The organism is Halomonas sp. SCS19, from assembly GCF_040147015.1.
Classification (GTDB): Bacteria; Pseudomonadota; Gammaproteobacteria; order Pseudomonadales; family Halomonadaceae; genus Halomonas; species Halomonas litopenaei.
The window spans coordinates 4,519,428-4,540,316 of sequence record NZ_JAMSHN010000001.1 but is presented as its reverse complement, the minus strand read 5'-3'; the positions used below and the strand labels follow the sequence as shown (position 1 = coordinate 4,540,316).

The 20,889-nt window shown below is 64.3% G+C and carries 21 protein-coding genes; 15 read left to right on the top strand and 6 right to left on the bottom strand.

All coding sequences use genetic code 11. The annotated features are described in order from the left end of the window. Nucleotides 1-165 precede the first annotated feature (165 nt). The 3 genes from NFH97_RS19725 to NFH97_RS19715 form a co-directional block, all read right to left on the bottom strand. A complete protein-coding gene (locus NFH97_RS19725; protein WP_349625411.1) occupies nt 166-1,107 on the bottom strand; it encodes a nucleoside hydrolase in 942 nt (313 codons plus the stop codon). 28 nt (nt 1,108-1,135) lie between these two features. Next, on the bottom strand, nt 1,136-2,047 hold the full coding sequence (locus NFH97_RS19720; RefSeq protein ID WP_108133596.1) for a ribokinase: 912 nt from the start codon (nt 2,045-2,047) through the stop codon (nt 1,136-1,138). Nucleotides 2,048-2,444: 397 nt separating this feature from the next. Further along, nucleotides 2,445-3,389 (bottom strand): D-2-hydroxyacid dehydrogenase, encoded by a 945-nt coding sequence (locus tag NFH97_RS19715; RefSeq protein ID WP_349625410.1) that lies wholly within the window; start codon nt 3,387-3,389, stop codon nt 2,445-2,447. Nucleotides 3,390-3,628: 239 nt separating this feature from the next. On the opposite strand from NFH97_RS19715, the gene NFH97_RS19710 reads away from it, so the two are divergent. Together NFH97_RS19710 and aspS are read left to right on the top strand one after the other, a co-directional pair. Then, the gene (locus tag NFH97_RS19710; RefSeq protein WP_045994967.1) at nt 3,629-3,901 is read left to right on the top strand and encodes an FmdB family zinc ribbon protein; all 273 of its coding nucleotides are present in this window, start codon (nt 3,629-3,631) and stop codon (nt 3,899-3,901) included. Between the two features lie 45 nt (nt 3,902-3,946). Next, nucleotides 3,947-5,725, top strand: a complete 1,779-nt coding sequence (gene aspS, locus NFH97_RS19705) for an aspartate--tRNA ligase (RefSeq protein WP_108133598.1) — start codon at nt 3,947-3,949, stop codon at nt 5,723-5,725. A 209-nt stretch (nt 5,726-5,934) separates the two neighbouring features. On the opposite strand, the gene ubiM is transcribed toward aspS, so the two are convergent. After that, the gene (gene ubiM / locus NFH97_RS19700) at nt 5,935-7,197 is read right to left on the bottom strand and encodes a 5-demethoxyubiquinol-8 5-hydroxylase UbiM (RefSeq protein WP_349625409.1); all 1,263 of its coding nucleotides are present in this window, start codon (nt 7,195-7,197) and stop codon (nt 5,935-5,937) included. A 228-nt stretch (nt 7,198-7,425) separates the two neighbouring features. Here ubiM and NFH97_RS19695 point away from each other — a divergent pair, with 228 nt between their 5' ends. The 11 genes from NFH97_RS19695 to NFH97_RS19645 all read left to right on the top strand — a co-directional run bounded on the left by NFH97_RS19695 (nt 7,426) and on the right by NFH97_RS19645 (nt 16,807). After that, nucleotides 7,426-8,178: a YebC/PmpR family DNA-binding transcriptional regulator gene (locus NFH97_RS19695; protein ID WP_349625408.1), complete on the top strand. Its 753-nt coding sequence runs from the start codon at nt 7,426-7,428 to the stop codon at nt 8,176-8,178. An 18-nt stretch (nt 8,179-8,196) separates the two neighbouring features. After that, entirely contained in the window at nt 8,197-8,748 is a 552-nt protein-coding gene (ruvC, locus tag NFH97_RS19690) for a crossover junction endodeoxyribonuclease RuvC (protein WP_213227806.1), read from the top strand. A gap of 382 nt (nt 8,749-9,130) precedes the next feature. Further along, complete coding sequence (gene ruvA / locus NFH97_RS19685) at nt 9,131-9,742, top strand: Holliday junction branch migration protein RuvA (RefSeq protein ID WP_045992044.1); 612 nt, start codon at nt 9,131-9,133, stop codon at nt 9,740-9,742. Between the two features lie 2 nt (nt 9,743-9,744). Continuing rightward, a complete protein-coding gene (gene ruvB, locus NFH97_RS19680; protein ID WP_222569022.1) occupies nt 9,745-10,773 on the top strand; it encodes a Holliday junction branch migration DNA helicase RuvB in 1,029 nt (342 codons plus the stop codon). A gap of 30 nt (nt 10,774-10,803) precedes the next feature. Further along, complete coding sequence (gene tolQ / locus NFH97_RS19675) at nt 10,804-11,481, top strand: protein TolQ (protein WP_181248684.1); 678 nt, start codon at nt 10,804-10,806, stop codon at nt 11,479-11,481. A gap of 15 nt (nt 11,482-11,496) precedes the next feature. Then, nucleotides 11,497-11,937, top strand: coding sequence for a protein TolR (tolR, locus tag NFH97_RS19670; RefSeq protein WP_108133603.1), 441 nt, complete (start codon nt 11,497-11,499; stop codon nt 11,935-11,937). Between the two features lie 8 nt (nt 11,938-11,945). After that, nucleotides 11,946-13,211 carry a cell envelope integrity protein TolA gene (tolA, locus tag NFH97_RS19665; protein WP_349625407.1) on the top strand — a complete coding sequence of 422 codons (1,266 nt, stop codon included), beginning with the start codon at nt 11,946-11,948 and terminating at the stop codon, nt 13,209-13,211. Nucleotides 13,212-13,306: 95 nt separating this feature from the next. Further along, complete coding sequence (tolB, locus tag NFH97_RS19660; RefSeq protein ID WP_240184157.1) at nt 13,307-14,566, top strand: Tol-Pal system beta propeller repeat protein TolB; 1,260 nt, start codon at nt 13,307-13,309, stop codon at nt 14,564-14,566. Nucleotides 14,567-14,624: 58 nt separating this feature from the next. Then, entirely contained in the window at nt 14,625-15,176 is a 552-nt protein-coding gene (pal, locus tag NFH97_RS19655; RefSeq protein WP_045992086.1) for a peptidoglycan-associated lipoprotein Pal, read from the top strand. Nucleotides 15,177-15,207: 31 nt separating this feature from the next. After that, nucleotides 15,208-16,029, top strand: a complete 822-nt coding sequence (gene ybgF / locus NFH97_RS19650) for a tol-pal system protein YbgF (RefSeq protein WP_349625406.1) — start codon at nt 15,208-15,210, stop codon at nt 16,027-16,029. 13 nt (nt 16,030-16,042) lie between these two features. After that, on the top strand, nt 16,043-16,807 hold the full coding sequence (locus NFH97_RS19645; protein WP_045992050.1) for a YciK family oxidoreductase: 765 nt from the start codon (nt 16,043-16,045) through the stop codon (nt 16,805-16,807). Between the two features lie 211 nt (nt 16,808-17,018). Here the strand turns inward: NFH97_RS19645 and NFH97_RS19640 are convergent, their stop codons facing one another. Both NFH97_RS19640 and ubiG read right to left on the bottom strand, forming a co-directional pair. Beyond that, nucleotides 17,019-17,681, bottom strand: a complete 663-nt coding sequence (locus NFH97_RS19640; protein ID WP_213227817.1) for an HAD family hydrolase — start codon at nt 17,679-17,681, stop codon at nt 17,019-17,021. Beyond that, on the bottom strand, nt 17,678-18,403 hold the full coding sequence (gene ubiG, locus NFH97_RS19635; RefSeq protein WP_108133608.1) for a bifunctional 2-polyprenyl-6-hydroxyphenol methylase/3-demethylubiquinol 3-O-methyltransferase UbiG: 726 nt from the start codon (nt 18,401-18,403) through the stop codon (nt 17,678-17,680). Before ubiG ends, NFH97_RS19640 begins: the two co-directional genes overlap by 4 nt. A 145-nt stretch (nt 18,404-18,548) precedes the next feature. Between ubiG and galU the strand changes: the two genes are divergently transcribed. Beyond that, a complete protein-coding gene (gene galU / locus NFH97_RS19630; RefSeq protein ID WP_045992053.1) occupies nt 18,549-19,439 on the top strand; it encodes a UTP--glucose-1-phosphate uridylyltransferase GalU in 891 nt (296 codons plus the stop codon). Between the two features lie 4 nt (nt 19,440-19,443). Beyond that, nucleotides 19,444-20,736 carry a nucleotide sugar dehydrogenase gene (locus NFH97_RS19625; RefSeq protein ID WP_108133609.1) on the top strand — a complete coding sequence of 431 codons (1,293 nt, stop codon included), beginning with the start codon at nt 19,444-19,446 and terminating at the stop codon, nt 20,734-20,736. The last annotated feature ends 153 nt before the right edge of the window (nt 20,737-20,889 follow it).

The following is a 20,889-nucleotide window of genomic DNA, read 5'->3' as shown; positions in this document are numbered from 1 at the left end:
GTGCGAAAAGTGCCCGGGGTCGTCGACCCCGGCTGCTTGACATGAAAGGTTCAGAGGGAAAGGAGCCCCGGGCGGGCACGACGGATAATGTCGAGGGACAGTGTCGAGGGACAGTGTCGAGGGACAGTGTCGTGCCCGCCCGGGGCTTTTGCTGGCTTGAGTCGTTCAGGCCAGGGTGTCCGCGATCCAGTCGCTGACGGCCTTGCCGTCTACCTTCATGCAGACGTTGACCACGGGTGTCTGTGACCAGCGGTCGGCGATAAAGCCTCTGCCTTCCGGCGCGAGGATGGTCTGCCCTTCGGCCGGCCCTTCGGTGACCACACCCAGGTGGCCGCGGGTGGTCTCGAACAGGTCCGGGCGCAGTAGCCAGGCCAGGGCCACACTGTCATGGGGGCAGCAGCCGTCGATGCCGAGGGCTTCACGATAGAAGGCGCGATAGAAGTCGTAGCTGCCGGCCAGAATCTTGCCGAGCTCGCCCTGGCCTGCCTCGATGCGGGCCATGTGTTCCGGCGTCAGGATGCAGCGATGGGTCACGTCGAGTCCCACCAGGGTCAGCGGCCAGTCGGCGGTCAGTACGCGCTGGGCGGCGTGGGCATCGTTGAAGATGTTGGCTTCTGCCACCGGGGTGACGTTGCCGCCTTCGCGAATGGAGCCGCCCATGATGACCACCTGCTTGACCAGGCGGGTGATCTCGGGGTCCAGCTGCAGCGCTGCGGCAAGGTTGCCCAACGGGCCGACCGCCACCAGGCTGACCTCGCCCGGCCGCTGGCGTACGGTGTCGACGATAAACTGGGCGGCGCTGCGAGCATCGGCCTGTCCCTTGACCTCGGGCAGGGTGATATTGCCCAGGCCGTTGTCGCCATGGATATGCTTGGGCGCCGGATGACGAGGCTTGACCATGGGGCAGGCCGAGCCCTGGGCCACCGGCACTGGCTGGCCTGCGATCTCGCCGAGCAGCAGGGCATTGTGGGTCGCCGTCTCGATGTCGACGTTGCCGAAGGTGGTGGTCATGCCGAGCAGCTCAATGTCGGGATGGCGCAGGGCGATGGCGATGGCCTGGGCGTCGTCGACGCCCGGGTCGGTATCGAAGATGATCGGGGTGCTCACGGAAGCTCCTGTGATTGGCCTGAAGGTCTCAACGAATGGCGTGCTGGCCGCTCGCCAGCGCTGTGTCGACCTCGTCGCGGGTCGGAATGCTGGCGGCCGCGCCCTGGCGCTGAACGCCGAGGGCGGCGGCGGTGGAGGCCAGCGCCAGGCAATCCGCTACGGTCTTTTGTTCCTGCATCGCGGCCAGATAGTAGCCGATGAAGGTGTCCCCGGCGGCGGTGGTGTCAACCGCCTCGACCCGACTCGCCGCCTGGAACTGGCGTTGTCCGCCGTGCTGATGCCAGGCGCCTTCGCCTCCGAGCGTCAGCACCAGTTGGGTGCTGGGCAGGCGCTCGGAAAGGGCGGTGAGCAAGGCGTCGGCATCGGTATCCTCTGCAACACCGGCCAGCCAGGCGGCCTCGCCCCGATTGACGAAAAGGAGATCGCACCGGTCGAGCGGCAGGTCCAGCACGGCGTCGCTCATCGGCGCTGGGTTGAAGGCGATGTTCAGTCCCTTTTCATGTCCGAGCCGGATGGCGTCGGCCAGGGCGCTGCATTCATTCTGCAGCAGCAGCCAGTCGCCGGCCTGAGTGCCCTCCATCAGCCTGGAAAGGTCGTCGGCCGCGTGGTGGTGGTTGGCTCCGGGGAACAGCAGGATGGCGTTCTCTGCGCCGTCGTCGACCTGGATGATGGCGTGGCCGGAGGGGGCGGCCACCTCGGCAATACCATTGACGTCGACCCCGGCATCGGCAAGCTGCTGGCGGGCCCAGCCATCCTGGGCATTCAGGCTACCCCAGTGAGCCACCTGACCACCGGCCTTGGCCAGCGCGAGCGACTGGTTGGCTCCCTTGCCTCCAAGGCCGACTCGGTGCTCATGACTCGCCAGGGTTTCCCCCGGGCGAACGAGATGGGGAACGCGATAGACATGGTCGAGATTGATCGACCCGTAGTTGTACAGCATGGGGTGTCCGATGAGGGGGTGGGCTCAGCGCGAAGTATCGGAGTGATGCCGGGCCGACGCAAGGGTGGAACCGCCATCGGTAACGAGGCTGTTCCCTTGTTTCGAAAGTTATACCGTTATCTTGGTCAGCGACAATCCAACGTGCCAATTGCATCGAGTTGTTACTCATAGGCGATGAGGACAGGCCGTTGGGAAGCGTCGCGTTCGCTAAACTCGCCCGAACATGCCGATCAGGGGCGCAATAACGTTGCATCAGCGTGGCGATAACGTTGCATAAGCGCGGCATCAGCGGGGCGAAAGCCTGGAGAGAGCTCACCAAGGGGCAGGCAAGGGGCAGGTTGGCAAGAATGGCCTGGTGTCAGGCGGGCACGGTCTGCTGTGCCCGCCATGGACGGCGTCAGTTCTCTTGCGCAGCGTTCCGCAGGTTATCGACGGTCAGCTTGACGATGTTCTGTCGCGCTTCAGGGGTGATCCAGGCGCTGTGGGGGGTGACCAGCAGGTTCAGGCGCGGCGACTCGTTGACTGCGTCGATCAAGGCGTGGCCATCACGAGGCGGCTCCGCGGGAAGGACATCGACGGCAAGGCCTCCCAATTGCCCTTCGCGCAGGGCGGCCAGAGCGGCTTCTTCATCGATCACTCCACCCCTGGCGCAGTTTACCAGCAGGGCGCCTTTCTTGATGGTCTTGAGGTTGTCCGCGTTGAGCAGATGACGACTGTGTTCGGTCAACGGGCAATGCAGGCTGACCACGTCGGCCTCGGGCAGCAGCTCGGCCAGTGCCGGGCGCCGGTCATTGGCCTCGTTGCCTGGTCGCGCGCTGAAGCTCACCCGCATGCCGAATGCCTCGGCCAGGGCGGCCACCTTGGAGCCCAGTTCACCCTGTCCCACCAGCACCAGATGCTTGCCTTCGAGTTGCAGGGTCGGGTGGTCCATCAGACAGAAGAACGGGCTCTGTCCCCAACGGCCTTCGGCCACGTCGCGCTGGTACTGCGGCAGGCGAGTGGCCAGGGCGAGGATCAGCATCAGCGTATGCTGGGCGACACTGGCGGTTCCGTAGGCGTTGACGTTGTCGACGCGGATGCCACGCTCTTTCGCCACCTCCATGTCGATATTGTTGGTGCCGGTGGCCAGTACGCAGATATGCCGCAAGGAGGGCAGGGCGTTCAGGGTATCGGCATCCAGCACCACCTTGTTGACGATGGCGACGTCAGCGCCGGCCAGCCGTTCACGCGCCTCGGCGGGGGTGCTGGTGGGGTGAACCTCGAGGCTCTCGAGCTGCTCGCGCAGCGGTGCAAGGTCGATGTCGGAACCCAGGCTGTCGGCGTCCAGTAATACAGCTTTCATCGCTTCTCCTGTTGTGTTTGGTGGTTGTGGTGAGTCTGGTGGCGAAGATCGGTGCACAGGGCTGGGCCTTGAGGCGCTCAGCACGCTATAATGCGCCCCTTTGATTTGGGCTTGGAATTGCTGTTGGCCGGCCCTATATCGCATGTCGGGATCGGAAGCGGCGTGATCGAGGGCGTGTCAGGCAGATCAGACGCCGGCTTCCCGCCCCGCAGGAACAATGCGAACGGAGACCTAGAACCATGCCCATCTACGAATATCAGTGCAAGGCCTGTGGCCATCGGCTGGAGAAGCTGCAGCGCATGAGCGCCGCTCCCTTGACCGACTGCCCGGCCTGCGAAGCTCCCGAACTGAACCGCCTGGTCTCGGCGGCTGGCTTCCGTCTTGCGGGTGGCGGCTGGTACGAGACCGACTTCAAGACCGGTGGCACCAAGAAGAATCTGGCGGGTGACAGTGGCGGAGGCGGTGCCTCCTCCGGTGGTGGCTCCGCTTCCGGTGACGGCGCCGCTGCCTGATCCAACGAATTGCCTTTACCTTCACGCAACATGACAGGAACCAACATGCGCAGCCATTATTGCGGCCAGCTCAACGAAACCCTGGTGGACCAGACGGTCAGCCTGTGCGGCTGGGTACACCGCCGCCGTGACCACGGTGGGGTGATCTTCCTCGACCTTCGCGATCGTGACGGTATCGCCCAGGTCGTGGTCGACCCCGATACCGCCGAGGCCTTCGCCAATGCCGACCGCGCCCGCAGCGAGTACGTGCTGCGCATCCAGGGCCGAGTGCGCATGCGTCCCGAGGGAACCCAGAACCCGAACATGCCGACCGGCCTGATCGAGGTGCTGGCCAAGGAAGTGGAGGTGCTCAACACCGCCGCCACGCCGCCGTTCCAGCTCGACGAGCACGGCAAGGTGGGTGAGGAAATTCGCCTCAAGCACCGCTACATCGACCTGCGTCGCCCGGAAATGATCGAGAAGCTGCGTCTGCGCTCTCGCATCTCCCATAGCGTGCGGGCCTTCCTCGAAGGCGAGGGCTTCCTCGACATCGAGACGCCGGTGCTGACCCGGGCGACCCCGGAAGGTGCACGTGACTATCTGGTGCCGAGCCGGACCCACGCCGGCAGCTTCTTTGCGCTGCCGCAGTCGCCTCAGCTGTTCAAGCAGCTGCTGATGGTGGCGGGCTTCGATCGCTACTACCAGATCGCCAAGTGCTTCCGTGACGAGGACCTGCGTGCCGACCGTCAGCCGGAATTTACCCAGATCGACCTCGAGGCCTCCTTCGTCGAAGAGGCCGACATCATGCGCATCACCGAGTCCATGGTGCAGGGCCTGTTCAAGGACGTGCTCGACGTGGATCTGGGCGAGTTCCCGCGCATGACCTGGCATGAGGCGATGCACCGTTTCGGCTCCGACAAGCCGGACCTGCGCATCCCGCTGGAGCTGACCGACGTCGATGACCTGATGAAGGAGGTGGACTTCAAGGTCTTCTCCGGTCCGGCCAACGCCGATGACGGCCGTGTTGCCGCACTCAAGGTCAGCGGTGGCGCCAAGCTGTCGCGCAAGGAAATCGACGAATACACCAAGTTCGTCGGTATCTACGGCGCGCGGGGCCTTGCCTGGATCAAGGTCAACGAGCGTGCCAAGGGCATCGAGGGCCTGCAGTCGCCGATCGTCAAGTTCATGGAAGGCGTGATCGAGACCCTGCTGGATCGTGTGGGTGCCGAAGACGGTGACATCATCTTCTTTGGTGCCGACAAGGCGCGCATCGTCAACGAGGCGCTGGGGGCTCTGCGGGTCAAGCTGGGTGAGGATCTTGATCTCTACACCCAGCCCTGGGCGCCGCTGTGGGTCGTCGACTTCCCGATGTTCGAGGCCGACGACAACGGTCGCCTGAGCCCCCTGCATCACCCCTTCACCTCGCCAGCGTGCAGCCCCGAGGAGCTCAAGGCCAACCCGGCCGAGGCCCTGTCGCGTGCCTATGACATGGTGCTCAACGGGACGGAGCTGGGTGGCGGCTCGATCCGTATCCACGATCAGGCCATGCAGAGCGTGGTATTCGAGATCCTGGGTATCGGTGAAGAAGAAGCCCGCGAGAAGTTCGGCTTCCTGCTGGACGCGCTGCACTACGGTGCGCCGCCCCACGGTGGTCTGGCCTTCGGTCTCGATCGTCTGGTCATGCTGATGACCGGCGCTCGTACCATCCGTGAGGTCATCGCCTTCCCCAAGACCCAGAGTGCAGCCTGTCTGATGACCGACGCCCCTGGCGAGGTCAGCAACGACCAGCTCAAGGATCTGAGTATCCGCCTGCGTCAGAAGGCCAAGCCCGAAGCCAGCGAATAACGCTAGGCGCTGTCCGAAAAGTCGACGAGCGAAGGTTAGACAAGGCAAAAATCGGTGAGAAAGCGCAGTTTACGGGGTGTAAATGAGCATTTTGATCCGATTTTTAACGCCGTATTACCGAGCGCAGGCACTTTTCAGACAAGCCCTAGGCTATCGTGCTGTACCGAAAAACCCCCGCCCATCGGCGGGGGTTTTTCGTTGATGGGAAATCAGCCCAGCAGCCTGGACAGTGGTGACGGCAAGGAAGACGCCGCGCGACGGGCCAGCGACGGAAGGGTGGTGAGAGGCGATAGAGGCGTGAGCGGTGAGCCACCATGAGGCTCGGTCAGATGCTGTCCGATCATTCTACGCGCCGGTGCCAGTCGGTCACCCAGGCGCAGCCCCACGTGACGGGCCATTCGAGCGGGCAATCCGTCATCGGTGTAGAGGCCAACGATGGCCTGGGTGGCTTGATACAGCGGCCAGGTGGCCAGCCGATGCTCGCGCTCGTAACGCTTCAGCAGTTGCGGGTCGGCGATGTCCTGTCCGAGTTGGTGGGCACGGATCAGCCGGCGGGCCAGGCGGTGCTGACTCTGGGCGCCAAAGTTGAAGCCGTGTGCCGTCACCGGATGCATGCCCACCGCGGCGTCACCGACCAGGGCAAAGCGTTCGGCCACGAAGCGCTCTGCGTAGGCGCTTACCAGGGGATAGACGTGGGTCTCTCCCTCCAGGGTCATGGCGCCGAGCCTGCGTCCGTAGCGATGGGTCAACGCCTGCGACAGTGCCTCGGGCGGCAGCGCGGTAAGCTCCGACATCTGCTGGCTGGGCAGGGTCACCACCGCCGACGACAGGTGTTCGTGCAATGGCAACAACGCCAGGGTCTGGCCGTGGTCGAACCACTCCCAGGCAGACTGGTCATGGGCGCGTTGGTGGCGAACCCGACACACCAGCATGCTGCGGCCGTTATCGCGCATGCGCGCAGCGATGCCCATCTGACGGCGGGATTCGGAGAAGCGACTGTCCGCGGCCACCGCCAGACGTGCCGACAGTCGAGTACCGTCTTCCAGTGCCAGACGCGCCGCACCGGGGTCGCTGGTGATGCTTTCCAGCGCCGAGAAGTGCCAGTCGATGCCGTCCATGCGTTCGGCTTCCTCGAAGGCGGCGCGGCGTATCAGATGGTTCGGCACCATGAAGCCCAATGGTCGATCGTTGCCGGAGTCGAAGTCCATGGCAAAGGACGACTGTCCGTTGAACACCTTGGCATGCGTCAGCGGTGCCACCTCGTGCTGGGGGATCCGCTGCCACACACCAATGTCGGCAAGCAGGTCGCAGGATGCCTGGGTCATGGCGATCTCGCGCCCATCGGGCCTGGGTTCGGCCAGTCGAGGGCGATCGATTCGATCGATCAGTGCCACACTCAAGCCGGCACCGGCCAGTGCTCGCGCCAGGCATAGGCCCACTGGCCCTGCACCAATGATGGCCACATCCTTCATTCGTCACTCCTGAGCTGGATTCGCTGGTGAGCTGCACGCGCGGTAGAATGCGCGATAAATCAAGCGCCCGACGCTAGCACAACGGGTGATCAGGTGGCGGGCTATGTGGCGCGCCTTTGATCCAGCGCCGGGTTCAGGTGCTTTTGGCAGGCTCCTTCAGGGCCTTGTCTTCCAATATCGCCCGGCGACGTGCGAAGCGTCGGCTTCCAGCAACCAACGGGATGCACCATGGCAGGACATAGCAAGTGGTCGAACATCAAGCATCGCAAGGCCGCCCAGGATGCCAAGCGCGGCAAGATATTCTCCAAGCTGATCCGCGAGCTGGGCGTGGCCGCTCGTCAGGGCGGGCCCGAACCCGCTGACAATCCGCGTCTGCGGGCCGCCATCGACAAGGCCCTGTCCAACAACATGACCAAGGACACGATCCAGCGGGCGGTGGATCGCGGGGCAGGGCAGAATGATGGCGATGACATGGAGGAGGTCACCTACGAGGGCTATGGTCCGGAAGGCGTCGCCATCCTGGTGCAGTGCATGAGCGACAACCGCAATCGAACTGTCTCAGATGTGCGACACGCGTTTTCCAAGCATGGCGGCAACCTGGGCACCAGCGGATCGGTCGCCTTCATGTTCCATCACCAGGGGCGACTGACCCTGGCACCGGGAACCTCCGAGGAGGCAGCCATGGCGGCCACCCTGGAGGCGGAGCCCGAGGATATCCTGACCGACGAAGACGGCAGCCTTGAGGTGGTGACATCACCGGAGCGCTTCGGTGCCGTCAAGGATGCCCTGCTGGCCGCGGAGCTTGAGCCCGTCTACAGCGACGTCGGACTCTTCGCCGATACCACCACACCCATCGAGGATGCCGATCTCGCGCGCCGTGTGCTCGCCCTGATCGATCACCTCGAAGACCTCGATGACGTGCAAAATGTTTTCACCAATGCGGACTTCAATGATGCCATTCTTGCCGAACTGGAGCGCTGACCTGCCGGGGAACACGGCATGATCGTGCTGGGGATCGATCCTGGCTCGCGTATCACCGGCTACGGGGTACTCGACGCCAGCGAGCGGCAGCCGCGCTACATCGCCAGTGGCTGCATCCGCCTCAAGGATGACTCCCTGGCCCAGCGCCTGGCGCAGGTCTATGCCGGGATCAGCGAGTTGATCGGGATCCACCGTCCCGCGGCCTTCGCCATCGAGCAGGTGTTCATGTCGAAAAATGCCGACTCTGCGCTGAAACTGGGCCAGGCGCGGGGCGCCGCCATCGTCTGCGCCGCCAATCACGGCCTTGACGTGCACGAGTATGGGCCGCGCCAGATCAAGCAGGCGGTCACCGGCAGCGGTGGTGCCGACAAGACCCAGGTGCAGCATATGATCACGGCGACGCTGGGACTGTCCGGTACGCCCCAGGCGGACGCCGCCGATGCTCTGGGAATCGCCCTGACGCACTGCTACGCGTCACGTGGCTTGATCACCCAGGGCTCCTTCGGTGGGCGGCCCAGCGGCTCCAGGGGGGGCGGCAAGGGGACGTCCTGGCGCCAGTATCGTCCCTAGGGCTTGTCTGAAAAGTGCCTGCGCTCGGTAATACGGCGTTAAAAATCGGATCAAAATGCTCATTTACACCCCGTAAACTGCGCTTTCTCACCGATTTTTGCCTTGTCTAACCTTCGCTCGTCGACTTTTCGGACAGCGCCTAGGTTTTTTTACGCCGATGCGCCGGGTTGTTGTTGCTGCGTCGGCTGACGTTCAGGCTGTCGCAAAGTGGCGACGGAAGCATTATCGAACAGCGTTTGTTTGTGCTGGCGGGGCCCAGGCTGCCACCGTATAGTGGGATGCAAGGTACGCTTGCAGGGTAGCCGCTCCCGCGATTCGTGACCGCCGTCTCAGGTACACTGGCGATCACTTTTACCGCCGAGATCAAGGAAGTATTCGCGCCATGATTGGACGCATCACGGGCACACTGCTCGAAACCCAACCACCCTGGCTGGTGGTCGACGTCAATGGCGTCGGCTACGAGATGGAAGCCTCCATGACCACCCTGGTCGCCCTGCCGGGCGCCGGGGAGCGGGTGTCGCTGTACACCCATCTGACCGTGCGCGATGATGCCCATCTGCTGTATGCCTTTGCCCGAGAGCAGGAGCGCGCGCTATTTCGCGCACTGATCAAGGTCAACGGTATCGGCCCCAAGCTGGCCCTGGCGATTCTCTCCGGCATGGACGAGGACGCCTTCATCCGCTGCGTGATGGAAGACGACGTCAAGGCGCTGACACGTCTGCCTGGCGTCGGCAAGAAGACGGCCGAACGTCTGGTGATCGAGATGCGCGATCGCTTTCCCCACTGGCAGCATCCCGACAGCCTGCCGCTTGAAGGGAACGCTCAGCCGTCCACACCGGTATCCGGCAAGACGGCATTGGCTGACGCCGAGGCGGCGCTGGTCAGTCTGGGCTACAAGCCCACCGAGGCAAGCCGCATGTTGTCCGGCCTCGAGGATGAGGGCAGCACCGAAGCCATGATCAAGGCGGCGTTGGCGCGCCGCATGGCGGGTTGACCATGATCGATACCGACCGACTGATCGCCGCCGATCCGCAGGAAGGAGAAGGGCGGGTGGACCACGCCATCCGCCCCAGGCGCCTGGCCGACTATATCGGCCAGCCCCGGGTCAGGGAGCAGCTCGAGATCTTCATCCACGCCGCCCGGGCCCGGGACGAGAGTCTCGACCACACCCTGGTATTCGGCCCGCCTGGACTCGGCAAGACCACCCTGGCCAATATCATCGCCACCGAGATGGGCGTGGGCCTGACCTCGACCTCCGGGCCGGTGCTCGAGCGTGCCGGCGACCTGGCCGCCATGCTTACCAATCTCAAGGCCGGTGACGTCCTGTTCATCGACGAGATCCATCGACTTTCGCCGGTGGTGGAAGAGATCCTCTATCCCGCCATGGAAGACTTCCAGCTGGATATCGTCATCGGTGAGGGCCCGGCCGCACGCTCGATCAAGCTCGATCTGCCCCCCTTCACCCTGGTCGGAGCGACCACCCGAGCCGGGCGTCTGACGTCACCGCTGCGCGACCGTTTCGGTATTGTGCAGCGCCTCGAGTTCTATGCCATCGACGAGCTGACCGAGATCGTGGCACGCTCGGCGCGCCTGCTCGAGGTACACACCGACACGGATGGCGCCCGTGAGGTGGCCAGGCGCTCCCGTGGCACGCCACGTATCGCCAACCGGCTGCTGCGGCGGGTTCGCGACTTCGCCGAGGTCAAGGCGGCAGGACACATCACCGCCGAGGTGGCCGACCAGGCGCTCAACATGCTCCACGTTGACCACCATGGCCTCGACCATATGGACCGTCGCCTGCTGCTGGCGATGCTCGAGAAGTTCGACGGTGGCCCGGTGGGGGTGGATTCGCTGTCGGCGGCTATCGGCGAGGAGCGCGACACCATCGAGGATGTGATCGAACCCTACCTGATTCAGCAAGGTCTGATGATGCGCACCGCACGAGGCCGGGTGGTGACGCGCCAGGCCTGGACCCATTTCGGCATGGCCCCTGACGACCAGGCCTTCGACGCTTCCAACGACTGACCCGAGACGAGGATTTCCGTGAACGACTCCATGTCCATTCCCCATCTGATCATGAACGCCAGCGGCGTGGTGCAATTTGTCATGCTGCTGCTGATGATCGGTTCCGTGCTTTCCTGGATCGTGGTGTTCCAGCGCAGCTTTGTGATGCGCCGTGCACGCAAGGCGCATCGCGCCTTCGAGGACCGCTTCTGGTCCGGCGTCGACCTCAACGAGCTGTATCGAGACGCCCCGGCCGAGGGCGAGACCCAGGGCGCCGAGCACATCTTTCGCGCCGGCTTTCGCGAGTTCAACCGGTTGATGCCGAAGACCCGAAGCCCCCAGGCGATCCTCGACGGCGTCCAACGCAGCATGCGGGTGGCCTGGTCACGTGAAGAAGAGCGCCTGAACCTGCACCTGGTGTTCCTCGCCACGGTGGCCTCGGCGAGCCCCTATATCGGCCTGTTCGGCACCGTCTGGGGCATCATGGGCTCCTTCCAGTCGCTGTCGATGGCCCAGCAGGCGACCCTGGCCACGGTGGCGCCATGGATCGCGGAGGCGCTTGTCGCGACCGCCATGGGCCTGTTTGCAGCCATCCCCGCGGTCATCTTCTATAACCGCCTGTCGGCCGAGTCGTCGCGCCTGCTGGGCAAGTACGAAGACTTTGCCGAGGAGTTCCACTCCATCCTGCACCGCAACCTGCAGGGCCGGCCCGACGCCGGCGCCGCCTGATCAAGGAGACGCCGCATGCTTGGACCCTTCAATCGCCGTGGGCGCAGCAAGCCCATGGGGGAAATCAATGTGGTCCCCTTTATCGACGTCATGCTGGTGCTGCTGGTGATCTTCATGATCACCGCGCCGATGCTGACCCAGGGGGTCAAGGTCGACCTGCCTCAGGCGACCTCGGAGCCGATCGAGGACACCGAAGACACCGACCCGATCATCGTCTCGGTGGACAAGGAAGGGCAGTACTTCATCAGCCTCGGTGGCGACGAGACCCAGGTCAGCCTGGACGAGTTGAGTGACCGGGTGGTCATTCTGCTCGAGCGCAATCCCGGCACGCCGGTCATGGTGCGGGGTGATCGCAATGTCTCCTACGGCCAGGTGGTGACCTTGATGAGCACGCTGCAGGTCGCCGGCGTCGCCAACGTCGGGTTGATCTCCGAACCCCCGCCCCAGGACGGTTAGGAGCGCTCATGGCGAAACCACAGCGGCGAAAGACACTCAAGCGTTCCGCCGGGCGAGTTGGCTATGGTCTGCCGACGGTGCTGGCCGTTGCCCTGCACCTGGGTATCCTGGTCATCAGTGTGATCAAGTGGCCGAGCAGTGAACCCGAGGCGCCCAACAACGCCATCGTGCAGGCTACCCTGATCAGCACCGAGACACGTACCGATCAGGCCCAGCAGGCGGCCGAGGCACGCACGCGCGCGGCCGAACGTCAGGCTCAGGAAGAAGCCGAGCGCCAGGCCCAGGAGGAGGCCGAACGACAGGCCCGCGAGGCCGCAGAGCAGCAGGCCGCCGAAGAGGCCGAGCGTCAGGCGGCAGAACAACAGGCTCAGCAGGAAGCCGAGCAGCAGGCAAGGCAAGAAGCTGCCGAACAGGCCCAGGCGGAAGCCGAAAGGCGGGCCGCCGAGGCCGAAGCCGCCGCCCAGCGCAAGGCCGAAGAGGAAGCCGAGCGTGAGGCTGCTCGCCAGCAGGCCGAGCAGGAGCGCCAGGCCGAAGCCGAGCGACGTCGTCAGGAAGAGGCGGCGCGACAGCAGGAGGCCGAACGCCAGGCCCGCGAGGAAGCCGAGCAGAAAGCAAGAGAGGAAGCCGAGCAGCAGGCAAGAGAGGAGGCTGAGCGCAAGGCACAGGAAGAAGCCGAACGTCAGGCCCGCGAGGCAGCCGAGCAGAAAGCAAGAGAGGAAGCGGAGCAGCAGGCAAGAGAGGAAGCCGAGCGCAAGGCACAGGAAGAGGCCGAACGTCAGGCCCGCGAGGAAGCCGAGCAGAAGGCAAGAGAGGAAGCCGAGCGTCAGGCCCGCCAGGAAGCGGAACGCAAGGCCCAGGAAGAAGCCGAGCGCCAGGCCCGTGAGGCCGCCGAACAGAAGGCCAGAGAAGAGGCCGAGCGGCAGCTTCAGCGGATCATCGAGGGCGATTCCAGTGCCGTCTCCAACGCCGAACAGGGGAACGAGGCCGCCAATGGCTTTATCCAGCTGGTGCGGCGTGCGGTGGAGCAGGCCTGGGTCATCCCGCCCAATGTGGGCGACGGCACCACCGCCGAGGTACAGGTCAGGTTGGGGCCCTCGGGTGAAGTATTTGCTGCAACGGTCACACGTTCGAGCGGAAACGCCGCCTTCGACAACTCCGCCATCCAGGCGGTGGAGTCTGCTGCTCCGTTCACCGAACTGCGAGACCTTCCCAGCGGCGTGCAACGCGACTATCGTCAATTCAATCTGCGATTCAGACCGGGAGACATTCGCTGATGAGAGCCTTGAATGCGAGTTGGTGGACCAGGAGGGTCAGCATGACCGTCGCTCACACGAGCCTTGCCAAGCGTCTGCTTGCTGTTGTGGCAGGCATGCTGGTATGGCTGGCCGGGCCAGCGGCCCAGGCCGATCTGACCATCGATATCACCCGCGGCAACGAAAGGGCCACACCGATCGCGGTGGTGCCCTTCGCCGACCAGGCGGGTGGGCTACCGGAGGATATCGCCCAGGTCGTCTCCGATGACCTGGAGCGCAGCGGCTACTTCGAACCGTTGCCGCGCTCAGAAATGTTCAACCAGCCCTCGAGCAGCGAAGAGGTCACCTACGGTGACTGGCGCAGTCTCGACTCGCGCTACCTGGTGGTCGGCAGCACCAGTCAGGAGGGTGGCCAGGTCAAGGTGCGCTTCGAGCTTCTCGACGTCAGTGGCGAGACCCGGCTGCTGGGCGAGACGGTCACGGCATCGAGTTCCGATCTGCGCGGCGCGGCGCACTATATCAGTGACCAGATCTTCGAGGAGATCACCGGAATTCGTGGCGCCTTCTCGACCCGCATCGCCTATGTCACCTCGCAGGGGGTGGGCGACAACACCCAGTACGGGCTCTATGTGGCCGACGCCGATGGGCGCAACAGCCAGCAGGTCCTGACGTCCGATGAACCGATCATGTCACCGGCCTGGTCGCCGGATGGCGGCAAGCTGGCCTATGTGTCCTTCGAGACCGAACGGCCGGCCATCTACGTGCAGAATCTGGCCACCGGTCAGCGCGTCAAGCTGACCGACTTCGAGGGGCTCAACAGCGCACCGAGCTGGTCGCCGGATGGCCGTCGCCTGGCGATGGCGCTGTCCCGGGACGGCCAGCCCGAGATCTACGTGATGGATATCGGCTCGCGCAACGTTCAGCGTGTCACCAACTCCTCGAGCATCGAAACCGAGCCGGCCTGGGCGCCGGATGGCCGCTCCCTGATCTTCACCTCGGACCGCTCGGGCGGCCCCCAGATCTATCGCCAGAGCGTGTCCGGTGGTGAGGCCGAGCGTCTGACCTACACCGGCAACTACAATGCTCGTGGTCGCCTGTCGCCGGATGGCGAAACACTGTTCTTGATCCACCGCGGCAACAATGGCTATCAGGTGGCCAAGCAGGACCTCGAGAGCGGGCGTCTGGTGGAAATCAGTGATGCCCAGCAGGCCGAATCTCCCAGTATCGCGCCCAATGGCACCATGGTAATCTTCGCCACCCAGCAGGGTAGCACCGGGGTGCTGGGAGCGGTCACCGCCGATGGACGTGCGCAGTTCCGTCTGCCCGCCGCCCAGGGCGATGTCCGTGAGCCGGCCTGGTCCCCGTTTCTGAACTGATTCGACGGCCATATGCCGATGAATCGACTTTGATGCATCACGCAAGGAGAGTGACACGATGTTTCTCAAGCCCTACGCCCGTTCGCTGGCCATCGCCGCTTCCCTGGCCGTTCTGGCTGGCTGTTCCAGCACCGGCGGCACCCAGGACGGCAGCGCCGCAGGCACCGGTACCGGCGGTACCATGGGTGGCACCGGCGTCGGTACCGGCACCGCCGGCAGCGGCCAGGTCAGCGGCTCCGGCTATGGCACCGACGGTGCCGGCCAGATGGCCGACGGCCGTATCCCGGAAGTGCGTACCATCTACTTCAACTACGACAGCGACGCCATCCGTCCCGAGTTCGAATCGGTGGTCAACGCCCACGCCCAGTACCTGAGCAGCAACCCCAACGCCTCCGTCGTGCTGCAGGGCCACACCGACGAGCGCGGCACCCGCGAGTACAACCTCGCGCTTGGCGAGCGTCGTGCCGGGTCCGTCGAGCGCTACCTGCGCCTGCAGGGCGTCAATCCCTCGCAGATGGAAGTGGTGAGCTACGGCGAAGAGCGCCCCGCAGCTCGCGGCAGCAACGAGGATGCCTTTGCACAGAACCGCCGTGTGGTCTTTGCTTACTGAAAGCCACTGACGTCGGACGTGGGAGAAGTCAATGAGACACAGTCTTAAGGGACTGTGCGGCGCGGGAGCCCTGGTGCTCCCGTTGTCCGTCATGGTACCCGCCATCCTGTCACCTGCACTGGCTCAGCAGCCGGTCGTCAGAGACCTCAGCGGTGGCAACAGCTTTTACGATCAGACGGCCACCCAGGCCCAGGCCAGCGGCAATCTCGCACTGTTCAACCAGGTCGAGCAGCACCAGCGCGAGCTGCGAGAATTGCGCGGGCAGATCGAAGAACTGCGCTACCAACTCGATCAGCTCAAGCAACAGAGTCGCCAGCAGTACATGGACCTCGATCAGCGCATGTCCGAGTTGCCGCGCCAGGCAGCGTCGCCAAGCGCCCCGAGTGAGCCAACGGAGCCGCCGAGCGAATCCGCAGACAGCAGCGGCAGCGGCAGCGGCAGCGGAGCATCCTCATCGTCCTCTGGCCAGGCCAGCGATGATGCCAGGGAGGCCTATCAGTCGGCGTTCTCCAAGGTGCAGTCGCGAGACTTCGATCAGGCGATCAGCGACTTCGATACCTTCGTCGATCGTTATCCCGACTCCAGCCTGACCGCCAACGCCTACTACTGGCTCGGTGAATTGCATTCGGCACAGTCGTCCTTTGGCGATGCCGCCGTTGCCTTCGAGACCGTACTGGACCGTTTTCCCGACAGCAGCAAGGTTCCCGACGCCATGTACAAGCTGGGACTGCTGAAAGCGCGGCAGGGAGATACCGAAGGCGGCCACGCACTTCTGGAATCCGTCCAGCAGGACTATCCTGACAGCAATGCGGCGTCTCTTGCCGATGACTATTTGCGTCAGGCCGGGGCCTGATCAAGGAAGCGCCATGACCGAGTGCAAGATTGATTACCAGGCACCTCAAGACCTGCTAAAGGATCGCATTCTGCTGGTGACCGGTGCCGGAGACGGCATCGGGCGCACCGCGGCGATCGAATACGCACGTCGCGGGGCCACCGTGATTCTGCTGGGCCGCACCACCGCCAAGCTCGAGAAGGTGTACGACGAGATCGAGGCCGCCGGAGGCCCGCAACCGGCGATCTTCCCGTTGAACTTCGAAGGGGCGACGCTCAAGGATTACCACGATATGGCCGAAGCGCTGGACAAGGAGTTCGGCCGGCTCGACGGTATCCTGCACAACGCCGGGCAGCTAGGCCGGATCACTCCGTTCGAGCAGTACAATCCGGAGCTGTGGGATCAGGTCATGCAGGTCAACATCAACGGGCCCATCTGGATGACCCAGGCGCTGTTGCCACTGCTGACCAAGTCTGCCGACGCCTCGGTGATTTTTACCTCGTCGAGTGTTGGCCGCAAGGGGCGGGCCTACTGGGGCGCCTATTCGGTCTCCAAGTTCGCCACCGAAGGCTTTGCCCAGGTACTGGCCGAGGAGATCGATCATCTGGGGACCCTGAGGATCAACACCCTCAACCCCGGGGCGACCCGCACCGCCATGCGCAAGAGCGCCTACCCGGGCGAGGACCCCATGAGCCTGCGGACCGCAGAGGACATCATGCCGACCTATCTGTGGCTGATGGGCCCTGACAGCAAGGGCCGCAACGGGGAAGCCTTCGACGCCCAGCCGCCGAGAAGCTGACGTCACAGGCAAGCGAAGCGAGCAACGAGCGTTGCAAAAGGAACGGCGAGCCGATCGGCCCGCCGTTCCTTGCGTTTCACAGCGGAAACTGCCGATCCCGCCCCCAGCGCCAGCGAAGCGACGCTCAGGTCGCTCAGCTCGCGCCTCGCGTCGTCGTGCAGGGCTTCGGCCGCCGCCCTGGCCTCGTCGACGTCTGGCTTTCAGTAACGTCTCAGTGGCCTCTCAGCGCCTCGAGAACCGCCTCCGCGGTATCGAACCAGCGGTCGGCCGGCCAGTCCCGGTAATCTTCTTCCTCGGCAATGTAACCATAGCCCACGGCGATAGCCGGCATGCCCGCGGCTTTTGCCGCCTGCATGTCGCGCACGTGGTCGCCTAGATACCAGCACGCCTCGGGCGCTACGTCGAGGCGCCTGGCCGCCTCCAGCAGTGGTTCTGGATGTGGCTTCTTCACCGGCAGGTCGTCGGCGCAGAGCATGACGCCCGGCGCGAGTCCCAGCGCCTCGACCAGGGGCTCGGCATACAGACGTGGCTTGTTGGTGACGATCCCCCAGGGCCGATCGAGGCCATCCCAGTGGAGCAGCAGACGGTCGAGCGGCGGGAACACCTGGCTGTGTTCGGCCACCGCTTCGGCGTAGAGGTCGAGCAGCTGCTGACGTGCTGCCGCGTGGTCGGGATGCTCGCTTTCGAGCCCCAGCGCGAGGGTGACCAGGGCGCTGCCACCATTGGACACCTGGGCGCGAATGGCAGGGTAGGGCAGCTCGTCCAGACCATGCAGCCGGCGCAATCGATTGGTGGCCTGGGCCAGGTCAGGGGCGGTATCCACCAGGGTGCCATCAAGGTCGAACAGCAGGGCGTGAGGTAGCGAATCGTTCACGCGGTCTCCTTGCGACAGATCATCAGGTAGTTGACCGAGACGTCGTTGGCAGACAGAGAGAAGCGACGAGTGATCGGGTGGTAGACCAGACCGCTTTGCTCCTCGATCTCGAGTCCTGCATCGCGACACCAGCGGGCCAGTTCGGCTGGGCGGATGAAACGGGCGTAGTCATGGGTACCACGAGGTACCATGCCGAGCACGTATTCCGCGCCGAGAATAGCCAGGGCGTAGGACTTGGGATTTCGATTGATGGTCGACAGCGCGAGCTGTCCGCCGGGCTTGAGCAGGCGAGCGCAGGCACGCACGATGGCTTCGGGATCGGGCACGTGCTCGAGCATTTCCAGGCAGGTCACCACTTCGAAGCGCTCCGGCGCTTCCTCGGCCATGTCTTCGACGCTGATGTAGCGGTATTCGAGAGCGACCCCCTGCTCATCGGCGTGTTGACGCGCAACCGCCAGCGACGCCTCGGCCAGATCGATACCGGTCACCCGAGCGCCGCGGCGTGCCATGGCCTCGGAGAGGATGCCTCCGCCGCAACCGACGTCCAGCACTTCGCGTCCGGCCAGTCCCACTCTGGCGTCGATGAAATCGAGCCTCAGCGGGTTGATGGCATGCAGCGGTTTAAATTCGCCTTCGGGATCCCACCAACGTTCGGCCAGCGCGGAGAACTTGTCGATCTCGTTGTGGTCCACGTTGGCGGAAGGGGTATCGGATATGCTCATCTGTATCTCCAGGGCGTTCCATGCCGCCGATGTCAGCGGACCGAGTTCGTCTGGTACGCTATTCTACGCATTCCCTGTTCCGAGTCCCATGGCCCAGATCGCCATGGACGACAGCCGAACCCAATTTCGAGAAGAAGGAAGTCTCATGATCCGCAAGGCCGTTCTCCCCGTCGCAGGTTTTGGCACACGGTGTCTGCCGGCGTCCAAGGCCATCCCCAAGGAAATGATCACCATCGTCGATCGCCCGGTGATCCAGTACGTGGTACAGGAGGCCGTTGCGGCGGGCATTCGTGACATCGTGCTGGTGACCCACGGCACCAAGAGCGCCATCGAGAACCACTTCGACAAGCATTTTGAACTGGAGGCCGGGCTCGAGGCCAAGGGCAAGACCGAGCTGCTCGAGGAGCTGCGTGCCATCGTTCCTGCCGACGTCAACATCATCAGCGTGCGTCAGCCTGAACCTCTGGGCCTCGGCCACGCGGTGCTGTGCGCCCGTCCAGTGATCGGTGACGACGAGCCCTTTGCCGTGCTGTTGCCCGACGTACTGGTCGATGATGATGGCCTTGAGCGCAATGACCTTGCCGGCATGATCGACGCCTTCGAGCGCACCGGACGCTCCCAGCTGATGGTGGAAGAGGTTCCACGCGAGCTGGTCTACAAGTACGGCATCGTTGCGCCCAAGGGCGAGTCCCCCGAGCCCGGTGAGTCCTGTGAGCTGTCCGGCCTGGTCGAGAAACCCAAGGTCGAGGAAGCGCCCTCCAACCTGTCGGTGATCGGACGCTACATGTTGCCGGGTCGTATCTTCCCGCTGCTGGCCAAGACCCCGCCCGGCGCCGGCAACGAGATTCAGCTTACCGACGCCATCGAGGAGCTGCGCGTCGCCGAAGGCGTGGACGCCTACCGCATGCAGGGCACCACCTACGACTGCGGCCACCAGCTCGGCTACCTGGAGGCGATCCTGGCCTATGGTCGGCGCCACTCCCGCTATGGCAAGGGCTTCACCGAGCTGCTGAAACGCTACGCCGCCGAGGACTGAAGCCATGAAGGTCGTGATACATGGAAGTGAGCTTTCGGCAGCCACCGCTGCCGCCGCGCTCTCCTGGGTTGGACATGATGTCTGCTGGCAACCGCTGGATCGCCGCTGGAGCGAGCTCAAGGATAGTGACTGGCTGATCCGTGAGCCTTCGGTACTGCAACGCCTGACGGAGGCCATGGAGGCCGGGCACCTGACCCTGGAGCGGAACAGCGAGGTCGACGGCCCTGATATCGACGTGCTGTGGCTGGCCTTGTCACCGACCCAGCGCGACGATGCCAGCCGTCTGGTGGAGGAGAACGCCTCGCGTCTTGCCGACGGTGCCATTATCGTCAACAACGCGACCTTTCCTGTGGGCGACACCGAGCGGCTCGAGTCTGTGCTCGAGGGCCAGAATGTGACCTCGGTGGCGCTGCCTGACACCCTCGAGGAAGGGCGGGCCTGGGAGACCTTTACCCGCGCCCGCAGCTGGCTGCTGGGCTGTGACGATGACCACGCCGAGCGCCAGGTGCGAGAATTGATGCGTGCCTTCAATCGGCGTCACGAGGTGTTCAAGCGGATGCCTCGACGTGCCGCGGAGCTGACCAAGCTGGCCATCAACGGCATGCTGGCGACCCGTATCAGCTACATGAACGAGATGGCCGGGCTAGCCGACACCCTGGGCGTGGACGTGGAGTACGTGCGTCAGGGCATGGGGGCAGATCAGCGCATCGGCTATGAATACCTGTACCCCGGTTGTGGTTTCGGTGGCCCCAATTTCAGCCGGGATCTGGTGGGCCTGGTGGATGTCCAGTCGGCCAGCGGCCGCCACTCCGAGTTGCTCGACCAGGTGCTCGAGATCAACGAGCACAAGAAGGAGACGCTGTTCCGCAAGCTGTGGGCTCACTATCAGGGGCGTCTGGAAGGGCGCACCGTGGCCATCTGGGGGGCTGCCTTCAAGCCCGGCACTGCGCGCATCGATCATGCGCCCGTGCTGACGCTGCTGCGCGCCCTGTGGGCCCAGGGTGTACACGTCAGATTGCATGACCCCGCTGCGCTCCCTGCCGTACGTGCGGTGGTCGGTGACCACCCGCTGTTGAGCCTGCATCAGGACGACCCGCTCGACGCCTGCCATGGCGCCGATGCGCTGATGCTGGTCACCGAGTGGAAGGCCTACTGGAATCCCGATTGGATGGCGCTCAAGCGACAGCTGAAGGGCGCCCTGGTCCTCGATGGTCGCAATATCTATGACCCCCAGTACGTCGCCGCCCAGGGCTTTCACTATCGCGGCATCGGCCGACGCGCCGATCCGTCAACCTGATATATCGATCAGGGCCTGACAGCCGAACCATCGGCCCGGCACCGGGTCTGTCCCGTAAAGAGCGCAGTATTTACTGCGCTCTTTGCTTTGGTGTCTTGTTCTGTCTTGGCCAGACCAGGCCTGGCCCGAACTGAGCTGCTCGAGGTGTCATCG